Source organism: Phytoactinopolyspora endophytica (assembly GCF_004138495.1).
GTDB lineage: Bacteria > Actinomycetota > Actinomycetes > Jiangellales > Jiangellaceae > Phytoactinopolyspora > Phytoactinopolyspora endophytica.
Map to the genome: position 1 here is coordinate 24,654 of NZ_ML142873.1, position 20,270 is coordinate 44,923.

Genomic DNA, 20,270 nt, shown 5'->3' on the forward strand with positions numbered 1-20,270 from the left:
TGCGTGTCGGGCAGGACCACTGTTTCCGATGGGTGGACGGTCGCTTCGATCACCGCCGGTACCTCATCCTCCGCCGTGCCTGGAAACCGGGACGGTGCCCGGTCCTCGCCGGTCGGGGAGGCTGCAGGGTCGGATGTTGAACGTCGCTCGGACGAACTGCACGCTCCTACGAACAGGGCGCCGCCGGCGACCAGAAACGTCCGGCGGCTGACGTTGTGGGATGTGCTGCGGTCGTTCCGGCTCACCGCGCTCCGATGGTCTGCGGGTCGAACCGGAAGGTCAGGACCTCGTCGCCGTCCCGGTCGACATGCTCTCCGACGCGGGACCAGCCGCTGCGTTCGTAGAACCCGGCGGCCCCCCGGGCGTCCGCCTTGGTGACGAGCTCGACCCGGTTGGCGTCCGCCGCCACGACCTCGGCCAGGAAGGCGTCGACGAGCGCGCTGCCGATTCCGTTGCCGCGCTCTGGGAAGTCGACGACGACGGCTTCCAGCACAGCCAGCGGAGCGGGCGACCCCGGCCCGTCCAGCGCGTTCGGCTCGTCGGGACCTGTGTTGCTCGGCACAGCCTGGCTATAGTCCGTGGCCTGCGAGGTACCGCTCGCCCCCGGTCGCATGATCCGGCGAGCGTAACGAAGCCCCCGGGTCCGCAGGAACGGCCAAGCGAGTACCGGCCGGGCGGCGAGAGCACGCAGCCCTGCGGCTACCAGCTCGGTTCGGTGCCGACGGATGATCCACGCGACATTCGCGCGGCGGTCGACCGTTCCCACCAGGAATCCGACGACGACACCGCCGCGTCGCGCGACCAGGACGGTGCCGTAATCCGAGCGCAGGTGGGCCCGGTGCCAGCGTCGCACGAAGCCCCGCCCGAGTCGCGGGAACAGGCCGTGCGGAAGTTCCGTGACGTGCAGGAACGCCGTCATATCCAGCTCGTGCTCATTCGCACGCACCACCTCGACCGGGTGTTCGCCATTCATCGGCGGTTCTCCTCTGCTCATCGGTGCGGCTGTTTCCGGTACCGGCTTGGCCGGTTGTCGTCCATCGTTCGCCGGGAATCTCAGAAGAAGCTCAGAGCGGACGTGCGACGATCGGTGCATGGCCAGACGGGAATCGAGCGACGACGGCGAGCGGGCGGCCCACCCGTCGTTGCTGCTCGTCGAGGACGACACGAAGCTCTCCGAGTTGCTGGTCCTGCTCCTCTCCGATGAGGGATACCGGGTGGATCTGGCTCGGGACGGTCACACCGGTCTGCACCGGGCTCTGACCGGCGAGTACTCGGTGATGATCATCGACCGCGGTCTGCCGGCGGTGGAAGGCGTGGACCTGATCCGCCGGCTGCGTGCGCAGGGTCAGGTGACGCCGATCCTGGTTCTGACCGCCCGTGGCACCACTGCGGACCGTGTGGAGGGCCTCGACGCGGGAGCTGAGGACTACGTCGTCAAGCCGTTCGAGATCGACGAGCTCCTGGCCCGGCTCCGTGCCCTTCAACGTCGCCACACCGACCACTCGGACCGGCTGAATCTCGGCGACCGCCAGCTCGACATGGTGAACCGGAGGGTCTTCAGCGCGGTCGATCCCCCGATCGAACTGTCCGGCCGCGAATGTGACCTGCTGTATATCCTGGCCGCGAACCCGAGCCGGGTTTTCACCCGTGATGAGCTGCGTGGACGGGTATTCGACGCGGCCGACAACACGGGTGTGGTGGAGACCTACGTGTACTACCTTCGCCGTAAGCTCGGCCGTGACGTGATACAGACCGTGCACGGTCTCGGTTATCGGATGGGAAGCGCGTGAACGGGAACGGTACACCGAAGAACGACCCGGAGCCGACCCGTGCCGATCGCCGGATGCTCCGGCGCGCGTCGGCGGTGGTGGCCGCGCAGACCGGCATCGCCGCCGCGCTCGTGGTCGCCGTCGTCATCGTTCTGGTGTATTCCATCAGCCAGCAGGAACGCCGCGACTCCGTCGAGTACAAGGCGGAGGAGAACGCCGAGAGGCTGCTGGGGAAGATGCGTCAGCCGGAGAACCAGGCGACCATGGGCACCTCTCATATCGACGTGGATGGCCTGCCCGGCGAGGACGACTGCCCCGAGCAGTCCACCGACGGATGGATGGAGAGCTGGGCCGACCCGCTGCCGACCGGCGTCTCCGAGCTCCGCCTCTGCGACGAGCCGTTCCTCGGGTACGTCGCGGAAGACGACGGGCTGCGTTCGGTTGCCGCATTAAGCCTGGTCGAGCAGCAGGAAGAGAGCGAGCGGCTGGCCCGGCTGTCCATCCTGGCCGGTGGGATCGGAGTACTCGGCGCCGCGGGAGTGGGCTGGCTGGTGGGCCGCAGGGCGGTGCGCCCGCTGGGACGGGCGCTCACCTCGCAACGTCGATTCGTCGCGGACGCCAGTCATGAGCTGCGCACTCCGCTGGCGATCCTGCATACGCGAGCGCAGCTGCTGCAACGCGGCCCGGCCACCGACGAGCGCCAGCGGGGTGAGCTCGAGCAGCTCGTGGACGACGCACGGGTACTCTCCGACATCGTCAGCGACCTGTTGCTCTCCGCGGAGATGCAGCACCGCCCGGACGCCGGACAGCCGGTCGACCTGGGCCAGGTGGCGACCGATATCAAGAGCTCGTTCGCGGACACGGCCGAGGAGGCCGACGTGGACCTCGTCCTTGACGTGGATCCAGCCTTGCAACACCTGGTCACCGGGGCGCCGAGCGCGCTCCGCCGGGCGGTGGCCGCCCTGGTGGACAACTCGCTCCGGCATGTCGCTTCCGGCGGCACGGTGACGATCCAGTTGAACGGGACGACCGAGACCGTACGGGTCGGCGTGCTGGACGACGGCGAGGGCTTCGACCCCGAGGTCGCCGCCGAGCTGACGCAGCGCTTCCGGCGTGGGTCGGACTCGTCGTCCGTGGGGCACCGGCTCGGCCTGGGCCTCGCCCTTGTCGACGAGGTGGTTCAGGCACACGACGGTTCTATGGAGATCAACGGACAACGTGGCGTCGGGGCCTCGGTCACGTTGAGCTTTCCGCGCAGGGAGTCGAGCCGATGATGTCGATGACCATCGCGTCGGCGGGCTGCTCGGATGCGAGCTGGAAGGTGGCGCGGATCTCCAGCGGAGCGTCGCCGTCGTCGGCGGGCTCCTGCTCGAAAGGTTCGAGGGGATCGGATCCTCATGCGGGCAGCCGCTCTGAAGCATCGTAAGGTTCGCACGAACATCGTTTAACCATCTTGTGATGATCAACATCTAGGTCGTTGACCAGCTACTTTGTAGGTGACTCTTGACACATTGCCCTATGTGTATAAACGTTTAAGCATGTCTGGGCGTCGTTGGACCTCGCGGGATGTCGCCGCTCTCGCCGGTGTATCGGTGGCGACGGTGTCGTACGTGATGAACGGCCGCATGGGCGACCGGATACCGTCGACGACCAGGGAGCGGGTCCTGTCCGCAGCCCGCCAGCTCGGCTACTCACCGAACCGCTCGGCTCAGAGCTTGCGCCGGCAGAAGACCGAGCAAGTCTGCCTGGTGGTGGACTCTATCGGTGTCCCGGTGATCGATCAGCTCGCCCGGGATCTGCACGCCGCGGCGGACGAGGCCGGCTATGGGTTGATCACCATGGTGGTCGGCTCGGCCGAGCGCGCTGCCAAGACCATCGATCTGCTGCATCAGCGGATCGCGGACGGCGCGGTGATCGCCCCGTCGAACGTGACGCGATTCCGCGAGGAGGACCTCGTGGAGCTCGCCCGCGGCGGCCTGCCGCTGGTCGCGATGGACAACGTCGTGCGGCCGATCGGGTTCGACGTCGTGCGGGCCCCCGAACGGGATGCGTGCGGCGACGCCATGGATCACCTGTTGACCACCGGCCACCGGCGGATCGCGTTCCTCGGACACCACGAAGAGGTCAACGACCTCGATGCGCGTGCCAAGTCCGAGCGCATCGGCGCCTATCTTGCCGCATTGCAACGGCACGGCCTCGAGACGGATGAAAGCCTCATCGTCGAGGGCGCGGACGACCGCGTCGCAGGCTATCGGGCCGCCGCCGATCTACTCCGGCGTCCGGATCGGCCGGACGCCATCTTCGCGGCGTCCGCACGGTCGGCGATCAGTGCGGTCTGGGCGGCGCGCGACGCTGGACTCACCATTCCCGACGACGTCGCGGTGGTCGGCTGCGGGAACCTACCGGAGACCGAGATCACGCGGCCACCTCTGAGCACCGTCGGTCCGCCCACGACCGAGGACTTCACCGAGGTCTCCAGGTTGCTCTTCGAGCGCGTCCTAACGAAGGAACCGCCGCCCGAACGCGAGATCACCAACCCGTGGGTCTTTGTCCCGCGCGGGTCAGCCTGACCCGTGCCTTCGCAACGTCGCGAAAGGAGAACCACCATGGCTAACCGACGACTGAGTCGCCGCCAGCTTCTCCGTTGGACCGGAGCCGGAGCCGTCGCAGGCGTGACCGGCTCGTTCGCCGCCGGATGCGGTGCGGGCGCCCCCGAGGACGACGCCGTCGATTCCGACAGCGGGTCCGGCGGCGACAGCGCCGGCGACACCCTCACCGTCTACTGGAACGCCGGTCACGCGTACCAGGCATACGAGGACGTGTTGGCGGAGTTCGAGGAGGAGCACGGCGTCACCGTGAACTTCCAGAAGTATCAGTGGGACGACCTGCGTACCCGGCTGCTCTCCGACTTCGCCTCCGGCAACGCTCCGGACCTGGTGGAAGACGCTGGGTGGGCGCAGGAGTTCGCCATCAGCGGCGAGGCGATGTCGCTGCAGAAGTACATCGATCAGGACGGCGCCGGGATGGGCTATCCGGACGACTGGCAGCCGACCACTCTCGAACGGGTCTCCTACCAGGGCGAGACGTATGGCATCCAGCTGCACCTGACCGCCGTCCTGCCGTTCTACAACAAAGCGATGTTCGACGCAGCAGGGGTGCAGCCGCCGCAGACCTGGGATGACCTGCTGGAGGTGGCGAAGGAGTTGACCGGTGACGGAGTGTACGGCATCGCGCTCAACCAGGACCATAGCTATGCGTGGTCGTGGATGCTGCAGAACGGCGTCCGCTACTACGACCCGGAGACCGAGGAGCTGATGACCCCGCGCGACGCGGCTATCGAGGCCCTGCAGTTCCAGGCCGACCTGGTGCACAAGCACAAGGTGGCCCCAGTCCCGACGACCGGCACAGACTACTCCGGGCCGCAGAAGCTGCTCTCGGCGGAGCGGGCGGCGATGATCCTGACCGGCCCGTGGGACCTGCTGCCGATCGAGGAGACCAGTCCCGACCTGGAGCTTGGTATCGCACCCGCGCTGCGCAAGGAGAAGCAGGCAGCCGTACAGGCCGGCACCAGCATGTTCATTCCCACTAACTCCCCGCATCCGGATCTCGCGTGGGACCTCATCAAGCGGCTCACCGCGCTGGAGGTGGAGGAGAAGGCCACCGAAGAGACCGGCATGCTGATGCCGCGGAAGTCGTGGGCGGAGTCCTCGGAGGTACAGGGCAACGAGCGGTACGCCGTGTTCGCCGATGCCTTCCCATACTCGGCCGACTACCAGGAGGGTCTGCGCTTGACCGGCAAGAGCGGCGAGATCAACGAGCTGTTCGGCACCCTCTACCAGGACGTGGTCATGAACAACACCCCAGCGGAGGACGCGATGGAGACGTTCATTTCCGAGGGAGAGAGAGTGCTGGCGGGCTGAGCGATGGGCCGACCTGAAATCCACGGCGGGAGCGCCGTCACCGGTCCCGACGCCTCAGCAGCTGCTGGTCAGATCGGCCGGCGCTCACTGAAGGCGTCGGGTACGCCGCGCCGTCGTATGTCGATGTCCCGCAGGTACGCGTTGACCGCCTACCTGTTCCTGCTGCCCGCGTTCGCCTTCTTCGGGCTGATGTACTACACCCCGATCGTCAACATCATCGCGAACTCGTTCCGAACTGGGCCGCGGGCGGACACGTTCACCGGCTTGGACAACTTCACGCGTGTCCTCTCCGACCAGGCGGTCCACAACTCGTTCGTCATCACGTTGATCTTCGGGGCCGGGACGACGATCGGCGCCATCGTCATCGGGCTCGCGCTGGCGCTGCTGGTGGACAAGCCGCTACATGGGCGGGTCGTCTTCCGCGCCGCGCTCCTGGTGCCGTACCTCACCTCGGTGGCGATCGTCGGCCTGCTGTGGCGCAACATCCTCGACCCGCAGCTGGGCATCCTGAACCGTGTGCTGGACAGCGCGGGCCTCCCAACGCAGGCCTGGCTCAACACGAACCCGCTGGCCACGATCATCGGTGTCACGCTCTGGATGAACGTCGGCTACACAATGGTGCTGTTCCTGGCCGGACTGCAGGGCATTCCGGACGTGTACCACGAGGCCGCCACCATCGACGGCGCCAACGGGCGGCAGCGGTTCTGGCGCATCACGCTGCCGCTGCTGGCGCCGACGACGCTCTTCGTCTCGGTGATGTCGGTGATCAGCGGGCTACAGGCGTTCGCGCAGGCCTACATCATCACCGGTGGTGGACCGGCCGATAGGACCGACCTTTACATCTTCCACGTCTTCAACGTCGCGTTCTCTGCACGTGACTTCGGCTACGCGTCCGCGCTGTCCTTCCTGCTGCTGCTGGTGATCATCGCGTTCACCGTGGTCCAGTTGCGCATCGGACGCCGTGGGGAGGTGCAGTACTGATGCTCCAACGGATGTCCCCGGCGAGCCGCATCGTCAGCTACCTGTTGCTCGTCATCGCCGGTGCGGTCACGGTGCTGCCTCTGATCTACATGCTCTCGCTGGCCTTGCAGACTGAGGCCGAGACGCTGTCCGCCGACCCGGTGCTCTGGCCGGAGTCCATGCAGTTTGGGAACTTCCAGGAACTGTTCAAACGGGCGCCGTTCGGCAACTTCATCTTGAACAGCTTGATCGTGGCCGGTGGCATCACGATTGCGCACCTCGTCTTCGACCCACTCGTCGGCTACGTGTTCGCGAAGTACCAGTTCCCGCTCAAGAACACGATCTTCCTGTTCCTGCTGGCCACGCTGATGGTGCCGCTGTTCGTGCGGATGATCCCGCTTTACACGATGATGTCGAACATGGGGTGGATCAACACGCACCAGGGCCTGATCGCGCCGTTCCTCATGGACGCGTTCGGCATCTTCCTCATGCGGCAGTTCATCCAGCCGATCCCGGACGACCTGATCCAGGCGGCGCGGATCGACGGCGCGTCGGAGCTGCGGATCTATTGGAAGGTCATCCTGCCGCAGGTGAAGCCGGCGATGGCGGTGCTGGGGCTGTTCACCTTCGTCTTCCAGTGGAACGAATTCCTGTGGCCGCTGGTGGCCACGACAACGGAGGAGATGCGCACCATCCCGGTGGGTCTGACCCTGTTCAACCAGGAGTACTTCACACTGTGGCACCTCACCGCGGCCGGTTCGGTGATCCTGTTCCTGCCGACCGCTGTGCTCTTCCTCCTGACCCAGCGGTACTTCGTTCGCGGCATCACGTTGAGTGGGATCAAGTAGAAGGAGTCGCATGTTCAGCAGCACGGCCGAACGGCCGAACGTCATTGTCGTCTTCACCGACCAGCAGCGCTGGGACAGCACGGGTGTCCACGGCAACCCGCTCGGCCTGACGCCGACGTTCGACGAGATGGCACGGTCCGGCACGCACGCGGCGCAGGCGTTCACCCCGCAACCGGTCTGCGGACCGGCTCGGGCGGCCATTCAAACCGGCCAGTGCCCGACGACGACCGGCTGCTTCCGCAATGGGATCCCGCTGCCGGAGAACTGCCGGACCCTGGCCGACCACTTCGGCGCCGCAGGCTACGCGACCGGCTACATCGGCAAGTGGCACCTGGCGGACACCGAGCCGGTGCCGCCGGAGCAACGGGGCGGGTACACGTCTTGGCTCGGCGCCAACATCTTGGAGTTCACCTCGGACGCGTACCGCACCGTCGTCTTCGACGACGACGATGATCCGGTGATGCTGCCAGGGTACCGCTCGGACGCGCTGTTCGACGCCGCCATCCGGTTCGTTGCGGACCACGCGAACCCGCCCGGTGGCGCGGAGAGCGTACGGCAACCGTTCTACCTGTTCTGCTCCCTCATCGAACCGCACCACCAGAACGAGGTGGACTCCTACCCGGCGCCGATCGGCTACGAGGAGCGTTACCAGGGACGCTGGCTACCACCGGACCTGGCGGCGCTGGCCGCCGAGGACTCGACTGTGCACCGGCATATCGGCGGGTACTTCGGCCAGGTACGACGGGTCGATGAGGGCTTGGGCAGGCTGCTGGACGCGCTGCGCAGCCTCGACCTGCTGGAGAACACGATCGTCGCGTTCACCTCCGACCATGGGTGCCACTTCAAGACCCGCAACAGCGAGTACAAGCGGTCCTGCCACGACGGCTCGGTCCGGGTGCCGATGGCGCTGTGTGGCCCGGGCTTCGACGGCGGTGGGCGGATCGACCGGCCGGTGAGCACCATCGACCTGCCGCCGACGTTGCTGGACGCCGCCGGACTGGATGTCCCGCCGGAGATGCAGGGCCGCTCCATGCTGCCGCTGCTCCACCAGCCGGGCGCCGGCGACGCCGACGGCTGGCCGGAAGAGGTCTTCATCCAGGTGAGCGAGTCCGAGGTGGGACGCGCGATTCGGACGTCGCGGTGGAAGTACTACGTGAGCGCGCCGGACGCCGATGCCTGGCATGAAGCGGGCGCGGACCGTTACCTGGAGGCTGAGCTGTACGACCTCGCGCACGACCCGTACGAGCTGGACAATCTGGTCGGGCTGCCGTCGCACCGCAAGATCGCCGATGAGCTGCGCGAGCGCCTGCTACGTCGGATGGTCGAAGCCGGTGAGCAAGAGCCGGTCATCGAAAGACGTGAGGAAGCCATTGCGGACTCTCAGCGCAGCGTGGATCCCGGTGTGCACGCCTCGTCCTTCAAGCCTGTGCGGTTCGGCCACCAGCCGCGTTCTCGCTGAGCCGGGGACTCTCAGCCGACACATTCGGTGGCCTCCGGGTCCATCGCAATGAGACTGACCACGCTAAACCGCGAGCGTATCTGAGGTCGCGGCGAGGTTGATCAAGGACACCACAGATTTGACATGGATTTGAGCATGACCTGAGGGAGCGGCGGCGTACGGGATCGGTTGACGCCGCCGCTCCTGATAGGGGTGTTACGAGCGTGCCTTGCGAATGCCGGTGGACATCATCGCCAGTGCACACAGCACGACGATCGCACCGGTGATGACGTTGCTGGCGATGATCTCCCCGCGAGGGGTATCGCCATTGACCAGCCATGGCGAGACGATGACCCACACACCGAGGATGGGCGCGACCCATGCGATCCCGTGCAGGTGACCGTAGACAGTCGCGAACCCGACCGCCATGACGGCGATCGCGATTCCCGTGATCAGGTTGTTCGCGGTCATGGTGGTGTGCTCGGTGTTGAAACCGACCACCCATGGGGACAGCGCCATGAAGATTCCGGCCAGGAACACAAGACCGTCCGCGGACTGTGCTACCGGAGTCTCGGCGATCTGGTCGTACCTGCGCCGCATCGTGGCGACGTCTGGGTGTTGCTCAATGTTGGGAGTCGACGAACTCATGATCCCCACCTCCAAGAGGACACGAGGTGATCCCGTATTCCTATGATGCGCCTGACCACGCCGTGTAGGAAAGCGGTTCGGCTCAGCTCTCAACGCACGGCGTGGAGCCGATGATGTCGACCTCCACGGTGATCGTCTGGTCGTCGTTCTGCTCTGGGGCCAGCTGGAAGGTGACCCGGAACTCGACGTCGGTGTCTGAACTGTCATCGTCGGCGATCCTCCGCTGGTAGACGCCCCAGCGGGGCGTGTCCGAGTCACCGAAGTGCTGGTAAGCAGCGGTGTAGCCCATCTCCCTGAAGCGACCGGCGACGAAGTCGGTCGTGCCGTCGAAGAGAGAATCGACCTGGGACAGGTCCGCGGGATCACCAGGCCAGTCGAGCGAGATGTCGGTGCGCCACACCCGGCGGGAACCGTCGTGGCACCTCTCGTCCTCGCTCGCGTCGGCGACGAGACGCTCGGCGCGCACCGTGCCCATCCTCGACTCATTGTCCTTGAACTGTCCGACGACGGTGGCACCGTCGTGTGCGACGTGTTCTCCCAGCTCATCGAGTTCGACGGAGTCACCGTCGGCACATGAACACAGGCCGAGCGTCAAGGCCACGATCGCCGCGGGGAGGAGGCATAGGTGCCGACGATGTTTCGTCACACGCATATGTCTACCATCCGGTGCGGTCGACGACCTGGGTCGATGCATCGTTGCGGCCGTTCCCGATCGCATCCCAGCCGGCGCCGAACTTGTTGTCGAACGAGCGCACACCCGTGTGCTCGGGGTGCCGGTCGACATTGTCATGTGCCCAGTCGATGAGCTGTTCGGCGAGGCCACCCTCACTCAGATCCGTTGAGATCTCGACGGTGCCGAGGAGCTGGCCGCGCTCGTCGAGCAGTTCGGGCGGAAGCTCCTCGGTGTACGGATACCCGTTCCGGACCATGGTGATAGCGACCAGGCAACGCTGAAGAGTCGCAGCTTGCCGGTGTGCTGCCTCGAGTTCGTCGCGTGGATCCGGATCCGACGCATTGAGCTTTCCGGCTGCGCCGAACTGGATGAGTCTCCAACCGGTGTCGATGATGCGGGTGGCCTCGAGCGGCAGCAGCCCGAGCGCGGCCCAACCCGATGCGAGCGCCTCTCGCGCCGCGTGCCGTTCACCGAACGCTCGGCCGCGCACGTCCAGTCGTGCTTCATGCTGCAAGCCGGACAGTGCGCCGAACATGCGTAGCACCTGTTCGAAGTGGTCTTGCTCAGTCGTCGACTCGGCCATGTCCGCTTCGAGCGCGAGGGGCGGCAGCGCCCGATAGAGGCTCTGGACGGCGTCGTCGAAGGCTGCCGAGTCGGTGTCGTTGAGGGCGAAACCGTGGAGGAACCGGTACACGTCCTCTGAGCTGAGAAAGAACCGTGGATCGGTACCAGGCGGCGTGCCGAATCCGGCCGGAGCATCCATCGACGAGACGTGACCGGGAGCGTGCTCGTAGGAGCCGACGAGTATCTCCTCGGCATAGGCGGCGGCGATCCGCCCCATGGGCTCGCCCATCTGAATGGGTGGCCATTCGTGCCTGCCGAGCGCGACGATGGCGTCGAATGCGAAGGAAGAGGCATGGCGGCCGGTGTCCGGAGGCTCGTCCAAGGCGCCGGAGCCTGCGGCGAGTGCCTGGCCGAACGCCGTCGTCGGGTCGACCGCGAGGCCGTCGACGAGCTGGAACACCCGATCGACGTACTCGGAGACCGGCTGGCCGGACCGCGTGCCGAGTGCGAGGCGCGCGGCAGCAGGATTGTTGGCCAGGCTGCCGAACGCGAGCGCCAGAGCGTCGGAGGACAGGCCGAGCTGATCGGTATGCAGGCTGTGATCGTAGGCACCCGCGTGCTTCCCGTCGTCGGCGAGATGCCGTAGCACGCTTGCGCTGACGGTTTCGGCCAGCCAGCCAGGCGGGAAGTCTCCGTGCTGGAGGATGGCCATGCGGCTCCACGCGCTCCGGGGATCGTCGACTGGCTGCGTGAAATGGCGGCGGAACCCTGCCAGATCGGTGTAGTAGTCCGCGGTCCCGCTCATGCTGTCCGTCGCACTCAACGCGGTTCCGAGCCCGACGCTGAATGTTTCGAGGTGACGAGCACCGCGCGGGGAACCGGTGCTGGTCAGCTGGTTCGCCAGCAGCTCTGCTCGGCCGGGACCGAGCCGGAGGTAGAAACCTGCCATCACGTCGGGGTCGGTCGCATACCGCTCGAACTCCTCCAGAAGCTCGTCGAACAGTGCTTCGGTCACTGTGGAGGCATTGATGAGCCGGTCGGCGAGCTCGCGTCCGTACGTCTCAGCCTCCGCAGGTGTGCCGAACCGGGAACCACCTGCGAGGTCGGCGAACATCTCCGCCGGCCGGTCGCCGATCAGACCGATCGCCATGTTCCGCCGCCGTTCCAATGCGGGGAGCTGGTCTTCTACCCAGCATGCGATCCGGTCGATGTCTCGAAAAGCGGCAAGTGTCACGCCGTGTGCGCGCATCCGGGCGTGGAGAGGCTGGAGATCTGAGGAGAGCGAGCGGTGACCGGACCTCATGGCGGCCAGTAGCCTGCCGAGCCCTTCCACGCTCACGCTGCAGATGTCACTCACAGCATGCTCCCCTCGTGAATGCCATGCCGCTGGGCCGGCACGTCCTCGGCAGTGCCGGCAAGCGCTTCGCGTACGTCATCGACCAGCCGCTCCGCGATCCCTGGCAGCTCTTGATGGCACTGGGCGAGGTCGTCGAGGAACGCCCGGGCGGCGGTAGGGCCGCGCCAGGCGTCGCCGCGCTCCATGATGATGCAGGCGGGCTCGAGAGCGCTGGCTATCGACGACCGGTGGTGTTGCGCGAGCTCGAGCGTCTCCACGAGTGCGGCGTACTCGGGGTTGGCGACCATGTCGGCATCCTCCATCGGCTGTCTCCTGTCATCTGCCGGCAGAGCGGGCGCAAGTGGGCGTGACATGACAAAAATACGAGCAAACAACAGCTAGCTCAACTAAACCAAGGCTGATGTTCGCTGATGGAGGATATGGGTCGGACGCGTACGGCCGTCAGGATCGGCCGACACCAGCCACTTAGCCGGCCGTCACGGTCACTGGGCCTGCACTGGAGAAGGCGCGGACCTCATAGGCCGAGGAGTAGTTGGTGTCTGTCCCGACCGTGGTCTCACCGCCGACGCCGCTGGCTTCGACATGGTACGAGTACCCGGTGGGTAGCCCGACCGTCACCGGGCCGGCGCTGGACTCCGCGTCCAGGGAGCGGGGAGGGGATGCGGCCTCGACGTCCACGGACCCGGCACTCGAGATGAGATACGCCTCCTCCGAGTTGAGTCCTGTCGCCGTGACGTCGCCGGCGGTCGAGCGTGCGCGAAGAACTCCGGAATGGCCCTCGACGATGACGTCCCCGCCGGCGGCCGATTCCAGGTCCGCTCTTCCGACGACACCGGTCGACGTGATCGACCCACCGTCGGTCCTGGCGACGACCGTGACACCGTCGGGCACCGCGAGCGTGACGTGCGTCCCGCATCCGAACGAGGGAAGGAATCGATTGCCGCTGCAGGTGCCCTCGATCTGTAGCGTGTCATCGTCGACGTCGTGCGCAAGGCGGGCCGATCGCACCAATCCGTCGTCGGTATGGGCGTCGAGCTGCACGGATCCGTCGGCGGTGCCGATCAGGTGGATTTCGCCGGCAGCGACATCCACCTCGATCCGGGAGACGTTCTCGACGGCTGTCGTCCACTCGTCACTGGACCGGGTGAGCCACGAATAGGCGGCCACAGCGGTGACGACGACGGCGAAGGCACTGATCAGTCGTATCCGCTGCGATGTCCCCGAGCGGCCGCCGAGCGAGTTGCGCTCGGCAACGTGCTGGTCGGGTGCATTGCCTTCGAACGTCATAGCGAACACAGTATCGCCTTCGCGCGGGCGGAAGATCCACCTTCGTGAGGAAGCCATCCCTGATCTCGGCCACGGGGTAGTCCCTGAGTCACGCGAGAGGCGTCCAGCTCGGCCGGGCCGGTGGGAGCCGCTGCCGTCCGCCGCTGGTGGCCGCTGCACGTCCGTTGCCGGGAACACGCTGTCTATGTCATGTCTGACTCTGTGGTCTCCGTGTGTGACTTGTTGGTGTCGTCGCAACACACTGTTGACTTGGTCGCAAGATTGGCGTAAAACAGACCTAAATCAACATCCGGTTGTGTTGGTTTTGGAGACGTTTCCCGCCTGTGCCGGTCGGAGGAATCGATGTACGCAGCGGAGCGGCAACAGCTGATCCTGGAACGCGTCCGGGCCGTAGGCCGCGTCGATGTGAGCGGCCTGGCGTCGTCGTTGGACGTCACCGCGGAGACGGTCCGCCGGGACCTGAAGGTCCTGGAACGGCACGGGGTGTTACGGCGAGTGCATGGCGGAGCCGTCCCGGTCGAGCGGCTCGGCTTCGAGCCTGGCGTTGCCGATCGCACCGACCGCCTCGTCTCTGAGAAGGAGCGGATCGCGAAGGCAGCGGTAGCCGAGCTGCCCGACGACGGCGCGATCCTCCTGGACGCCGGCACCACGACGTCCAGACTTGCCGAGCAACTGCCGTTCGACCGCGAGCTCCGGGTCGTGACCAACTCGCTGACCATTGCCGGCATCGTGGCCAGCCACGCCAACCTCACGCTGTACATGGTGGGCGGTCGAATCCGTGGCCTGACGCTCGCGGGTGTCGGTGACTGGCCCGTGCGTGCTCTCGCGGAGGTCTTCGTCGACGTGGCGTTCCTCGGCACGAACGGCCTGTCTGTGCGGCGTGGCCTCACAACTGCCGACCAGACCGAGGCCGCCGTCAAACACGCGATGGTCGCCTCCGCCCGGCGCAGCGTCGTCCTCGCGGACCACACCAAGATCGGCACCGATCATTTCGCGCATGTCGCGCCGATCGGCGATATCGACACCGTCATCACCGACACCGGCCTCGATGAGGAGACCGCGGCCGAGATCGAGGCCGCCGGTCCCCGCGTGCTGCGGGTGTGAGGCGGCGATGATCGTCACCGTCACACCTAATCCGAGCGTCGACCGGACGATCGGCGTCGCCCGTACTCGCCGCGGGCAGGTACACCAGGGGACCTCCAGCCGGCTCGACCCAGCGGGCAAGGGCGTCAACGTCGCCCGTGCGCTCAACGCGAACGACGCCAAGGCGGTCGCGGTCCTGCCCGTCGGCGGCGCAGAGGGAAAAGTCCTGGTCGGCCTGCTGGAAGAGTGCGGGGTCGACGTCGTGGGCGTGCCGATCGCCGAGCCGATCCGCGGCAACGTCACCATCTCCGAGCCAGATGGCACCACCACCAAGTTCAACGAGCCCGGTCCGGTGCTCGACGCCGACGAGTGCACTGCTCTGCTGGCGGGTGTCTCCGCGGCCCTGTCCGGGTCACCGCAGTGGCTGGTCGGCTGCGGGAGCCTGCCTGGAGGCCTGGACGACGGCTTCTACGCTCGCCTGGTGCGGGTGGGCCACCGGCACGGTGTTGCGGTCGCAGTCGACACGTCCGGGCCCGCGCTGGTGCAGGCAGCGGCGGCGGGCGCCGACCTGCTCAAGCCCAACGTGCACGAGCTGGAGCAAGCGCACGCCGGGAGCCTGCGCACGCTGGGCGATGTGGTCGACGCCGCGCACCGGCTGCTCGAGCTGGGCCGGCAAGCGGCCGCGGCGCAGCGCCGGGCCGTCGTCGTGAGTCTCGGCCGTCATGGCGCCGTGCTGGTCCGTCCGGGTCTGCCGGCCGTGCACGCGTTCGCCGACGCGGCGACACCGCGCAGCACTGTCGGTGCCGGCGACGCGTTGCTGGCCGGATACCTGTTCGCCCAGGACAGCGAGGCACAAGACGAGGCGCCAGGCGACGCACAAGACGAGGCGACAGGCGACGCACAAGACGAGGGACAAGGCGTCGCCGGCGACGTGAGCGGGCACGGGGCCCTGGTGGCCGCGGTCGCGTGGGGGACAGCCGCGGTGGGACTTCCGGGCAGCCGGATGCCCGCTCCTGCCGACGTCGCCGGTGTCCATGTGCGCGTCGAGACCCGTCCCGAACTGGAACTTCCCATCCACGAGTGAGCCCCAGGAGGCAGTCATGACCGATCTGATCAGCCCGGATTTCGTGGAGCTCGATTTGTCCACCGATGACCGGCACACCGCCACCCGGCTCCTCGCGGAGCGGCTGTTCAAAGCCGGCCGGGTCACCGACCTCGACGGGTTCCTCGCCGACGTGCGTGCGCGCGAGGAACAGATGCCGACCGGGTTGCCCGGAGGCATCGGTATCCCGCATGCCAAGAGCGCACACGTCGTCGCGCCCACGCTGGCGTTCGGACGGTCGGCCGCCGGCATCGACTTCGGCGCCGACGACGGCCCGGCACACCTGATCTTCCTCATCGCCGCTCCTGCCGGCGGTGACAGCGAACACCTCCAGGTGCTTGCCGCGCTGGCCCGGCGCCTGATCAACCAGGAGTTCAAGGACGCTCTGCTATCCGCTCCCGATGCCGCGACGGTCGCGGACATCGTCGCCCGAGAGGTGGTGCCGTCGTGAAGTTCGTCGCTGTCAGCTCGTGCCCCACGGGGATCGCGCATACGTACATGGCCGCCGAGGCCCTCGAGCAGGCCGCGAGGGCGGCCGGCCACGAGATCGTGGTCGAGACGCAGGGTTCGGCCGGCCTGAACCGGATCCCGCCGGAGACCATCGCCGCCGCCGACGCGGTGATCTTCGCCGCCGATGTCGAGGTGCGCGAGCGCGCCCGGTTCGACGGGAAGCCGCTCGTCGACGTCGGCGTGAAGCGGGCCATCTCGGCCGCGTCGGACGTCATCGAGGAGGCCGAGCGTTCCGCCGTCGCGGAGCCGGCCACGGTTGCGGCCGTGGGAGAGTCGGCCACGGCTCCGGCCGCGGCAGAATCGGCGGACGGCAGTACCCGCGAGGAGACGGCGACGACGCATGCCGCGCCGGCTGATGCGCCCGGCGGCGCGTCGCCGCCGACGAAGGTGACCGCGGGCGCCGGCGTAGGGACACGGATCCGGCAGTGGCTGATGACCGGTGTCAGTTACATGATCCCGTTCGTGGCCGCCGGCGGAATCCTGATCGCGCTCGGCTTCATGATCGGTGGCTACGAGATCACCGACACCGAGCTGAGCAGCGTCGTGGACGACTTCGACGTGCTCTCGTCGACCAGCTGGGCGGCCTTGTTCTTCCATGTCGGTGCGGCGTCGTTCGACTTCCTGGTACCGATACTGGCCGGGTTCATCGCGTTCGCCATCGCCGACCGCCCCGGTCTGGCGCCGGGGATCGTCGGTGGTGCGCTGGCGGTGGCGGTGGACGCCGGGTTCTTGGGCGGCATCGTCGCGGGGTTCGTCGGCGGGTTCCTGGCGCTGTGGATCAGCCGGATCCGTGTCGGCAAGGCGTTGCGCGGCGTCATGCCGGTGGTGGTGATCCCCCTGGTGGCGACCGCCGCGACCGGGCTGGTGATGCTGGTGCTGCTCGGCGGCCCGCTGTCGGCGGCCGCGGACGGCCTGGAGGACTGGTTGACCGGGCTGACCGGCTCCAACCGGATCCTGCTCGGCGCGCTGCTGGGGTTGATGATGGCGTTCGACATGGGCGGACCGGTGAACAAGGTCGCCTACACGTTCGCCACGACCGGCCTGGCCGGCGCGGCCACGGCCTCGGGCAGCACCAGCCTGACCATCATGGCGGCCGTGATGGCCGCAGGCATGGTGCCGCCGCTCGGCCTAGCGCTGGCCACTGTGGTGCGCAAGCGGCTGTTCACCACGGCGGAACGGGAGAACGGCCGGGCGGCCTGGCTGCTGGGAGCGTCGTTCATCACCGAGGGCGCGATACCGTTCGCGGCCGCCGATCCGCTGCGGGTCATCCCGTCGATCATGGCCGGCTCCGCCGTGACCGGTGCCCTGGTGATGGGCATCGGCAACGAGCTGCGCGCGCCGCACGGCGGCATCTGGGTGACCGGTCTGATCAGCCAGCCGCTGCTGTATCTGCTGGCGGTGGCGGCGGGTGCCGTGGTGGCCGCGGGCTGCGTCATGGCCTTGAAGAGCCTGCGTCGCGCCCCCGCGATGGCTCTCGCGTGACGCAGATCATGTGTGTGGACCGGGTGAGGAGACGACAGGAACCGGCAGTCGGGGAGACACTCGATGTTGACAAGACATAGCGGATCGGACCTCGACGTAGAGGAGTTCGACGTGACAGTGCAGGCGGGTAAGCCGGGAGCAGGCACACCGGGGTTGGCGTTGCATGGGATCGGGGTCAGCGCCGGTGTCGCGGTGGGACCGGTGGTGCGGATGGCCGAGCCCGTCCGGCCACCCGACGACGAGCCCGCCGCGCTGGACCCGGCCGCGGCGCAACAGGCCATCGCGGCTGCGCTGGAACGCGTCGCCGTTGAGCTGGAACGGCGGGCCGGGCTCACCGACGCCGCTGCCGCCGAGATCCTGGGCGCTATCGCCATGATGGCCCGCGACCCGTCGTTGCTGGCCGGGACAGAGCGCCGGCTGAGCGACGGCGTAGGACCGGCGAACGCGATCGACCTCGCGGTAGAGGAGGTGTGCGTCTCGCTCGAAGCCGTCGGCGGGTACATGGCGGAGCGAGCCACCGACCTGCGTGACGTCCGGGATCGCGTCGTCGCGCACCTGCTTGACGCGCCGCAGCCCGGCATACCCGACCTCGAGCGACCGTCCGTGCTGGTCGCACATGATCTCGCGCCGGCCGACACCGCAGGTCTGTCACCGTCGACCGTGCTGGCGATCATCACCGAAGCGGGCGGGCCCACCAGTCACACGGCCATCCTCGCCGCCCAGCTGGGCATCCCGGCCGTCGTGGGGGTCGCCCGCGTCGAGCAGCCGGCCGCGGCATCGGACGGTGGGAAGGTCAGTGGCGAGGATCGGATCCGCGCCCTTCTGGTCGACGGGGTGGTCCTCGCCGTCGACGGCGCCTCGGGGGAGATCGTCGTCGAGCCGGACGAGTCTGTCCGGGAGGGCTGGACCCGGCGAGCGGGGGAACGGCAGGAACGGTTGTCCAGGTTCAGCGGACCCGGACAGACACGCGACGGGGCGCCGGTGGCCTTGCTGGCCAACATCGGCACCGCCGACGACGCGCAGGCCGCGGCGGCCGCTGACGTCGAAGGTGTGGGGTTGTTCCGCACCGAGTTCCTCTACCTCGACCGGCCTGCCGCACCGACCGTGCAGGAGCAGACGGAGACCTACCTGGCCGTGTTGCGGGCGTTCGGCTCCAGGAAGGTCGTGGTCCGTACGCTGGACGCCGGAGCGGACAAGCCGCTGGCCTTCGCGCCGTCCGGCGACGAGGAGAACCCGGCGCTGGGTGTGCGCGGGCTGCGCCTGGCGCAGCGGACCGAGTCGCTGCTGGACGACCAGCTCACAGCACTGGCAGCGGCGGCACGGCAGAGCGAGGCCGACGTATGGGTGATGGCGCCGATGGTGGCCACGCCGGCCGAGGCGGGTTGGTTCGCCACGCGGGCACGCCAAGCAGGTCTGGCGAACGTCGGCGTGATGATCGAGGTGCCGGGCGCGGCGTTGCGGGCCGAACAGGTGCTGGCCGAGGTGGACTTCGCCAGTGTCGGAACCAACGACCTCGCCCAGTACACCATGGCCGCGGACCGGATGCTCGGCGAGCTGGCGACGCTGCTCGATCCGTGGCAGCCGGCCGTGCTAGACCTCATCGCGGCGACATGTGCCGGCGCCCAGCGCCTGGCCACCGGCCCTCTGGACACCGAGGAAGGAGACGGTAACGGTTCCCGAACCGCCCGACCGGTCGGCGTGTGCGGAGAGGCCGCCGGCGACCCGATCCTTGCGCTGGTGCTGGTCGGACTCGGAGTGTCGAGCCTTTCGATGGCTCCGGCCAAGGTTCCGGCGGTCCGTGCCGCGTTGGCGCTGCACGACCGGGATCGCTGCGTCCAGATGGCCGCGGTGGCGCGTGTCGCGGCCGACGCGGCGGCCGCCCGCGCCGCCGTCGTCGATCTCCTCGAGCCGGAGGCCCGGGCTCTCGCATGATCGCCGACGATCGCTGAGGCGATCACCACACCGATGGTCGGCGATAGCCGGCGTGGCCGCATGTAGGCTTCCGATTCGGAAGGTGAACGTGGTCGGCGACGGGGTGGCGTATCGGCGTGGCAGACGAATCTCGCGGAACGGGCGAGGGAGACGAACCTGAGCGCGTCGTCGGCGCGGAGCGGGTGCTCGTCGTGCTGCGCGAGCTGGCCACTCGGCCGGAGGGCGCAGGCCTCGACGAGCTGTCGCGCGTGGTCGACGGAACGAAGCCGACGATCCACCGCGCCCTGGCGGCGCTGCGGCGGGTGGGCTTCGCCGTACAGGACGAGCGTGGCCGATATCAGCTGGGCGACGAGTTCCTGCGGCTGGCATTCGCCTACCACGAGCAGCGACCAGAACATGTGCGGATCCGCCCCGCCCTGGAGACGCTGGCGGCCAGACTCGGTGAGACCGCGCACTACGCGGTCATCGACGGCCACGAGATCGTGTACCGGGCCAAGGTGGATCCGCCGTCGCGTGCGGTGAAGCTGGCGTCCATGATCGGCGGGCGCGGACCGGTGCACAGCACTGCCGTGGGCAAGCTGCTGCTTGCTTACGCCGTCAAGAACGACGAAGCGATACAGGAGTGGGCCCGGGGCGGCCGCCATGAGCGGCGTACGGAGAGGACCATCGTCGACGGCGATGCCTTGATGTCCGAGTT

General features: G+C 67.8%; 20 protein-coding genes. 13 read left to right on the plus strand and 7 right to left on the minus strand.

The annotated features are described in order from the left end of the window. Both ELR45_RS39835 and ELR45_RS31290 read right to left on the minus strand, forming a co-directional pair. Positions 1–245 (minus strand): hypothetical protein (locus ELR45_RS39835; RefSeq protein WP_205857635.1); only part of this gene is annotated, 245 nt, incomplete at its 3' end. Continuing rightward, entirely contained in the window at positions 242–973 is a 732-nt protein-coding gene (locus ELR45_RS31290) for a GNAT family N-acetyltransferase (protein WP_165368263.1), read from the minus strand. The genes ELR45_RS31290 and ELR45_RS39835, both read right to left, overlap by 4 nt. Before the next feature lie 118 nt (positions 974–1,091). Here ELR45_RS31290 and ELR45_RS31295 point away from each other — a divergent pair, with 118 nt between their 5' ends. The 7 genes from ELR45_RS31295 (at position 1,092) to ELR45_RS31325 (ending at position 8,956) form a co-directional block, all read left to right on the plus strand. Next, positions 1,092–1,790: a response regulator transcription factor gene (locus ELR45_RS31295; RefSeq protein WP_129669784.1), complete on the plus strand. Its 699-nt coding sequence runs from the start codon at positions 1,092–1,094 to the stop codon at positions 1,788–1,790. Then, positions 1,787–3,043: a sensor histidine kinase gene (locus ELR45_RS31300; protein WP_129669785.1), complete on the plus strand. Its 1,257-nt coding sequence runs from the start codon at positions 1,787–1,789 to the stop codon at positions 3,041–3,043. The genes ELR45_RS31295 and ELR45_RS31300 overlap by 4 nt, the downstream gene beginning before the upstream one ends. Positions 3,044–3,307: 264 nt before the next feature. Continuing rightward, positions 3,308–4,339: a LacI family DNA-binding transcriptional regulator gene (locus tag ELR45_RS31305; protein WP_129669817.1), complete on the plus strand. Its 1,032-nt coding sequence runs from the start codon at positions 3,308–3,310 to the stop codon at positions 4,337–4,339. Positions 4,340–4,375: 36 nt separating this feature from the next. Beyond that, positions 4,376–5,689 (plus strand): ABC transporter substrate-binding protein, encoded by a 1,314-nt coding sequence (locus ELR45_RS31310; protein ID WP_129669786.1) that lies wholly within the window; start codon positions 4,376–4,378, stop codon positions 5,687–5,689. A gap of 123 nt (positions 5,690–5,812) precedes the next feature. Beyond that, complete coding sequence (locus ELR45_RS31315; RefSeq protein WP_205857636.1) at positions 5,813–6,670, plus strand: carbohydrate ABC transporter permease; 858 nt, start codon at positions 5,813–5,815, stop codon at positions 6,668–6,670. Then, positions 6,670–7,497: a carbohydrate ABC transporter permease gene (locus tag ELR45_RS31320; RefSeq protein ID WP_165368264.1), complete on the plus strand. Its 828-nt coding sequence runs from the start codon at positions 6,670–6,672 to the stop codon at positions 7,495–7,497. Before ELR45_RS31315 ends, ELR45_RS31320 begins: the two co-directional genes overlap by 1 nt. A gap of 10 nt (positions 7,498–7,507) precedes the next feature. Beyond that, positions 7,508–8,956 (plus strand): sulfatase family protein, encoded by a 1,449-nt coding sequence (locus ELR45_RS31325; RefSeq protein WP_129669788.1) that lies wholly within the window; start codon positions 7,508–7,510, stop codon positions 8,954–8,956. 195 nt (positions 8,957–9,151) lie between these two features. Here the strand turns inward: ELR45_RS31325 and ELR45_RS31330 are convergent, their stop codons facing one another. The 5 genes from ELR45_RS31330 to ELR45_RS31350 form a co-directional block, all read right to left on the minus strand. Next, entirely contained in the window at positions 9,152–9,583 is a 432-nt protein-coding gene (locus ELR45_RS31330) for an SPW repeat protein (RefSeq protein ID WP_129669789.1), read from the minus strand. Positions 9,584–9,665: 82 nt separating this feature from the next. Next, positions 9,666–10,235, minus strand: a complete 570-nt coding sequence (locus tag ELR45_RS31335; RefSeq protein ID WP_129669790.1) for a hypothetical protein — start codon at positions 10,233–10,235, stop codon at positions 9,666–9,668. Positions 10,236–10,239: 4 nt separating this feature from the next. Then, entirely contained in the window at positions 10,240–12,177 is a 1,938-nt protein-coding gene (locus ELR45_RS31340; RefSeq protein WP_129669791.1) for a hypothetical protein, read from the minus strand. Further along, positions 12,174–12,479 carry a hypothetical protein gene (locus ELR45_RS31345; RefSeq protein ID WP_129669792.1) on the minus strand — a complete coding sequence of 102 codons (306 nt, stop codon included), beginning with the start codon at positions 12,477–12,479 and terminating at the stop codon, positions 12,174–12,176. The genes ELR45_RS31340 and ELR45_RS31345 overlap by 4 nt, the downstream gene beginning before the upstream one ends. 163 nt (positions 12,480–12,642) lie before the next feature. Next, positions 12,643–13,464 carry a DUF4097 family beta strand repeat-containing protein gene (locus tag ELR45_RS31350; RefSeq protein WP_129669793.1) on the minus strand — a complete coding sequence of 274 codons (822 nt, stop codon included), beginning with the start codon at positions 13,462–13,464 and terminating at the stop codon, positions 12,643–12,645. Between the two features lie 342 nt (positions 13,465–13,806). Between ELR45_RS31350 and ELR45_RS31355 the strand changes: the two genes are divergently transcribed. The 6 genes from ELR45_RS31355 to ELR45_RS31380 form a co-directional block, all read left to right on the plus strand. Further along, positions 13,807–14,568, plus strand: coding sequence for a DeoR/GlpR family DNA-binding transcription regulator (locus ELR45_RS31355; RefSeq protein ID WP_129669794.1), 762 nt, complete (start codon positions 13,807–13,809; stop codon positions 14,566–14,568). A 7-nt stretch (positions 14,569–14,575) separates the two neighbouring features. Further along, a complete protein-coding gene (locus ELR45_RS31360) occupies positions 14,576–15,631 on the plus strand; it encodes a 1-phosphofructokinase family hexose kinase (protein ID WP_129669795.1) in 1,056 nt (351 codons plus the stop codon). A 16-nt stretch (positions 15,632–15,647) separates the two neighbouring features. Further along, positions 15,648–16,100, plus strand: a complete 453-nt coding sequence (locus ELR45_RS31365) for a PTS sugar transporter subunit IIA (protein ID WP_129669796.1) — start codon at positions 15,648–15,650, stop codon at positions 16,098–16,100. Further along, on the plus strand, positions 16,097–17,641 hold the full coding sequence (locus ELR45_RS31370; protein WP_129669797.1) for a PTS fructose transporter subunit IIC: 1,545 nt from the start codon (positions 16,097–16,099) through the stop codon (positions 17,639–17,641). Before ELR45_RS31365 ends, ELR45_RS31370 begins: the two co-directional genes overlap by 4 nt. 63 nt (positions 17,642–17,704) lie before the next feature. Next, a complete protein-coding gene (locus ELR45_RS31375; RefSeq protein WP_129669798.1) occupies positions 17,705–19,573 on the plus strand; it encodes a phosphoenolpyruvate--protein phosphotransferase in 1,869 nt (622 codons plus the stop codon). A gap of 116 nt (positions 19,574–19,689) precedes the next feature. Beyond that, on the plus strand, positions 19,690–20,270 hold a 581-nt coding region (locus tag ELR45_RS31380; protein ID WP_205857637.1), incomplete at its 3' end, for an IclR family transcriptional regulator.

Coding starts and splice junctions, on each gene's coding strand:
- ELR45_RS31290 (WP_165368263.1), bottom strand. CDS start 973: ATGAATGGCGAACACCCGGTCGAGGTGGTGCGTGCGAATGAGCACGAG.
- ELR45_RS31295 (WP_129669784.1), top strand. CDS start 1,092: ATGGCCAGACGGGAATCGAGCGACGACGGCGAGCGGGCGGCCCACCCG.
- ELR45_RS31305 (WP_129669817.1), top strand. CDS start 3,308: ATGTCTGGGCGTCGTTGGACCTCGCGGGATGTCGCCGCTCTCGCCGGT.
- ELR45_RS31310 (WP_129669786.1), top strand. CDS start 4,376: ATGGCTAACCGACGACTGAGTCGCCGCCAGCTTCTCCGTTGGACCGGA.
- ELR45_RS31315 (WP_205857636.1), top strand. CDS start 5,813: ATGTCCCGCAGGTACGCGTTGACCGCCTACCTGTTCCTGCTGCCCGCG.
- ELR45_RS31320 (WP_165368264.1), top strand. CDS start 6,670: ATGCTCCAACGGATGTCCCCGGCGAGCCGCATCGTCAGCTACCTGTTG.
- ELR45_RS31325 (WP_129669788.1), top strand. CDS start 7,508: ATGTTCAGCAGCACGGCCGAACGGCCGAACGTCATTGTCGTCTTCACC.
- ELR45_RS31330 (WP_129669789.1), bottom strand. CDS start 9,583: ATGAGTTCGTCGACTCCCAACATTGAGCAACACCCAGACGTCGCCACG.
- ELR45_RS31335 (WP_129669790.1), bottom strand. CDS start 10,235: ATGCGTGTGACGAAACATCGTCGGCACCTATGCCTCCTCCCCGCGGCG.
- ELR45_RS31345 (WP_129669792.1), bottom strand. CDS start 12,479: ATGGAGGATGCCGACATGGTCGCCAACCCCGAGTACGCCGCACTCGTG.
- ELR45_RS31350 (WP_129669793.1), bottom strand. CDS start 13,464: ATGACGTTCGAAGGCAATGCACCCGACCAGCACGTTGCCGAGCGCAAC.
- ELR45_RS31355 (WP_129669794.1), top strand. CDS start 13,807: ATGTACGCAGCGGAGCGGCAACAGCTGATCCTGGAACGCGTCCGGGCC.
- ELR45_RS31360 (WP_129669795.1), top strand. CDS start 14,576: ATGATCGTCACCGTCACACCTAATCCGAGCGTCGACCGGACGATCGGC.
- ELR45_RS31365 (WP_129669796.1), top strand. CDS start 15,648: ATGACCGATCTGATCAGCCCGGATTTCGTGGAGCTCGATTTGTCCACC.
- ELR45_RS31375 (WP_129669798.1), top strand. CDS start 17,705: ATGTTGACAAGACATAGCGGATCGGACCTCGACGTAGAGGAGTTCGAC.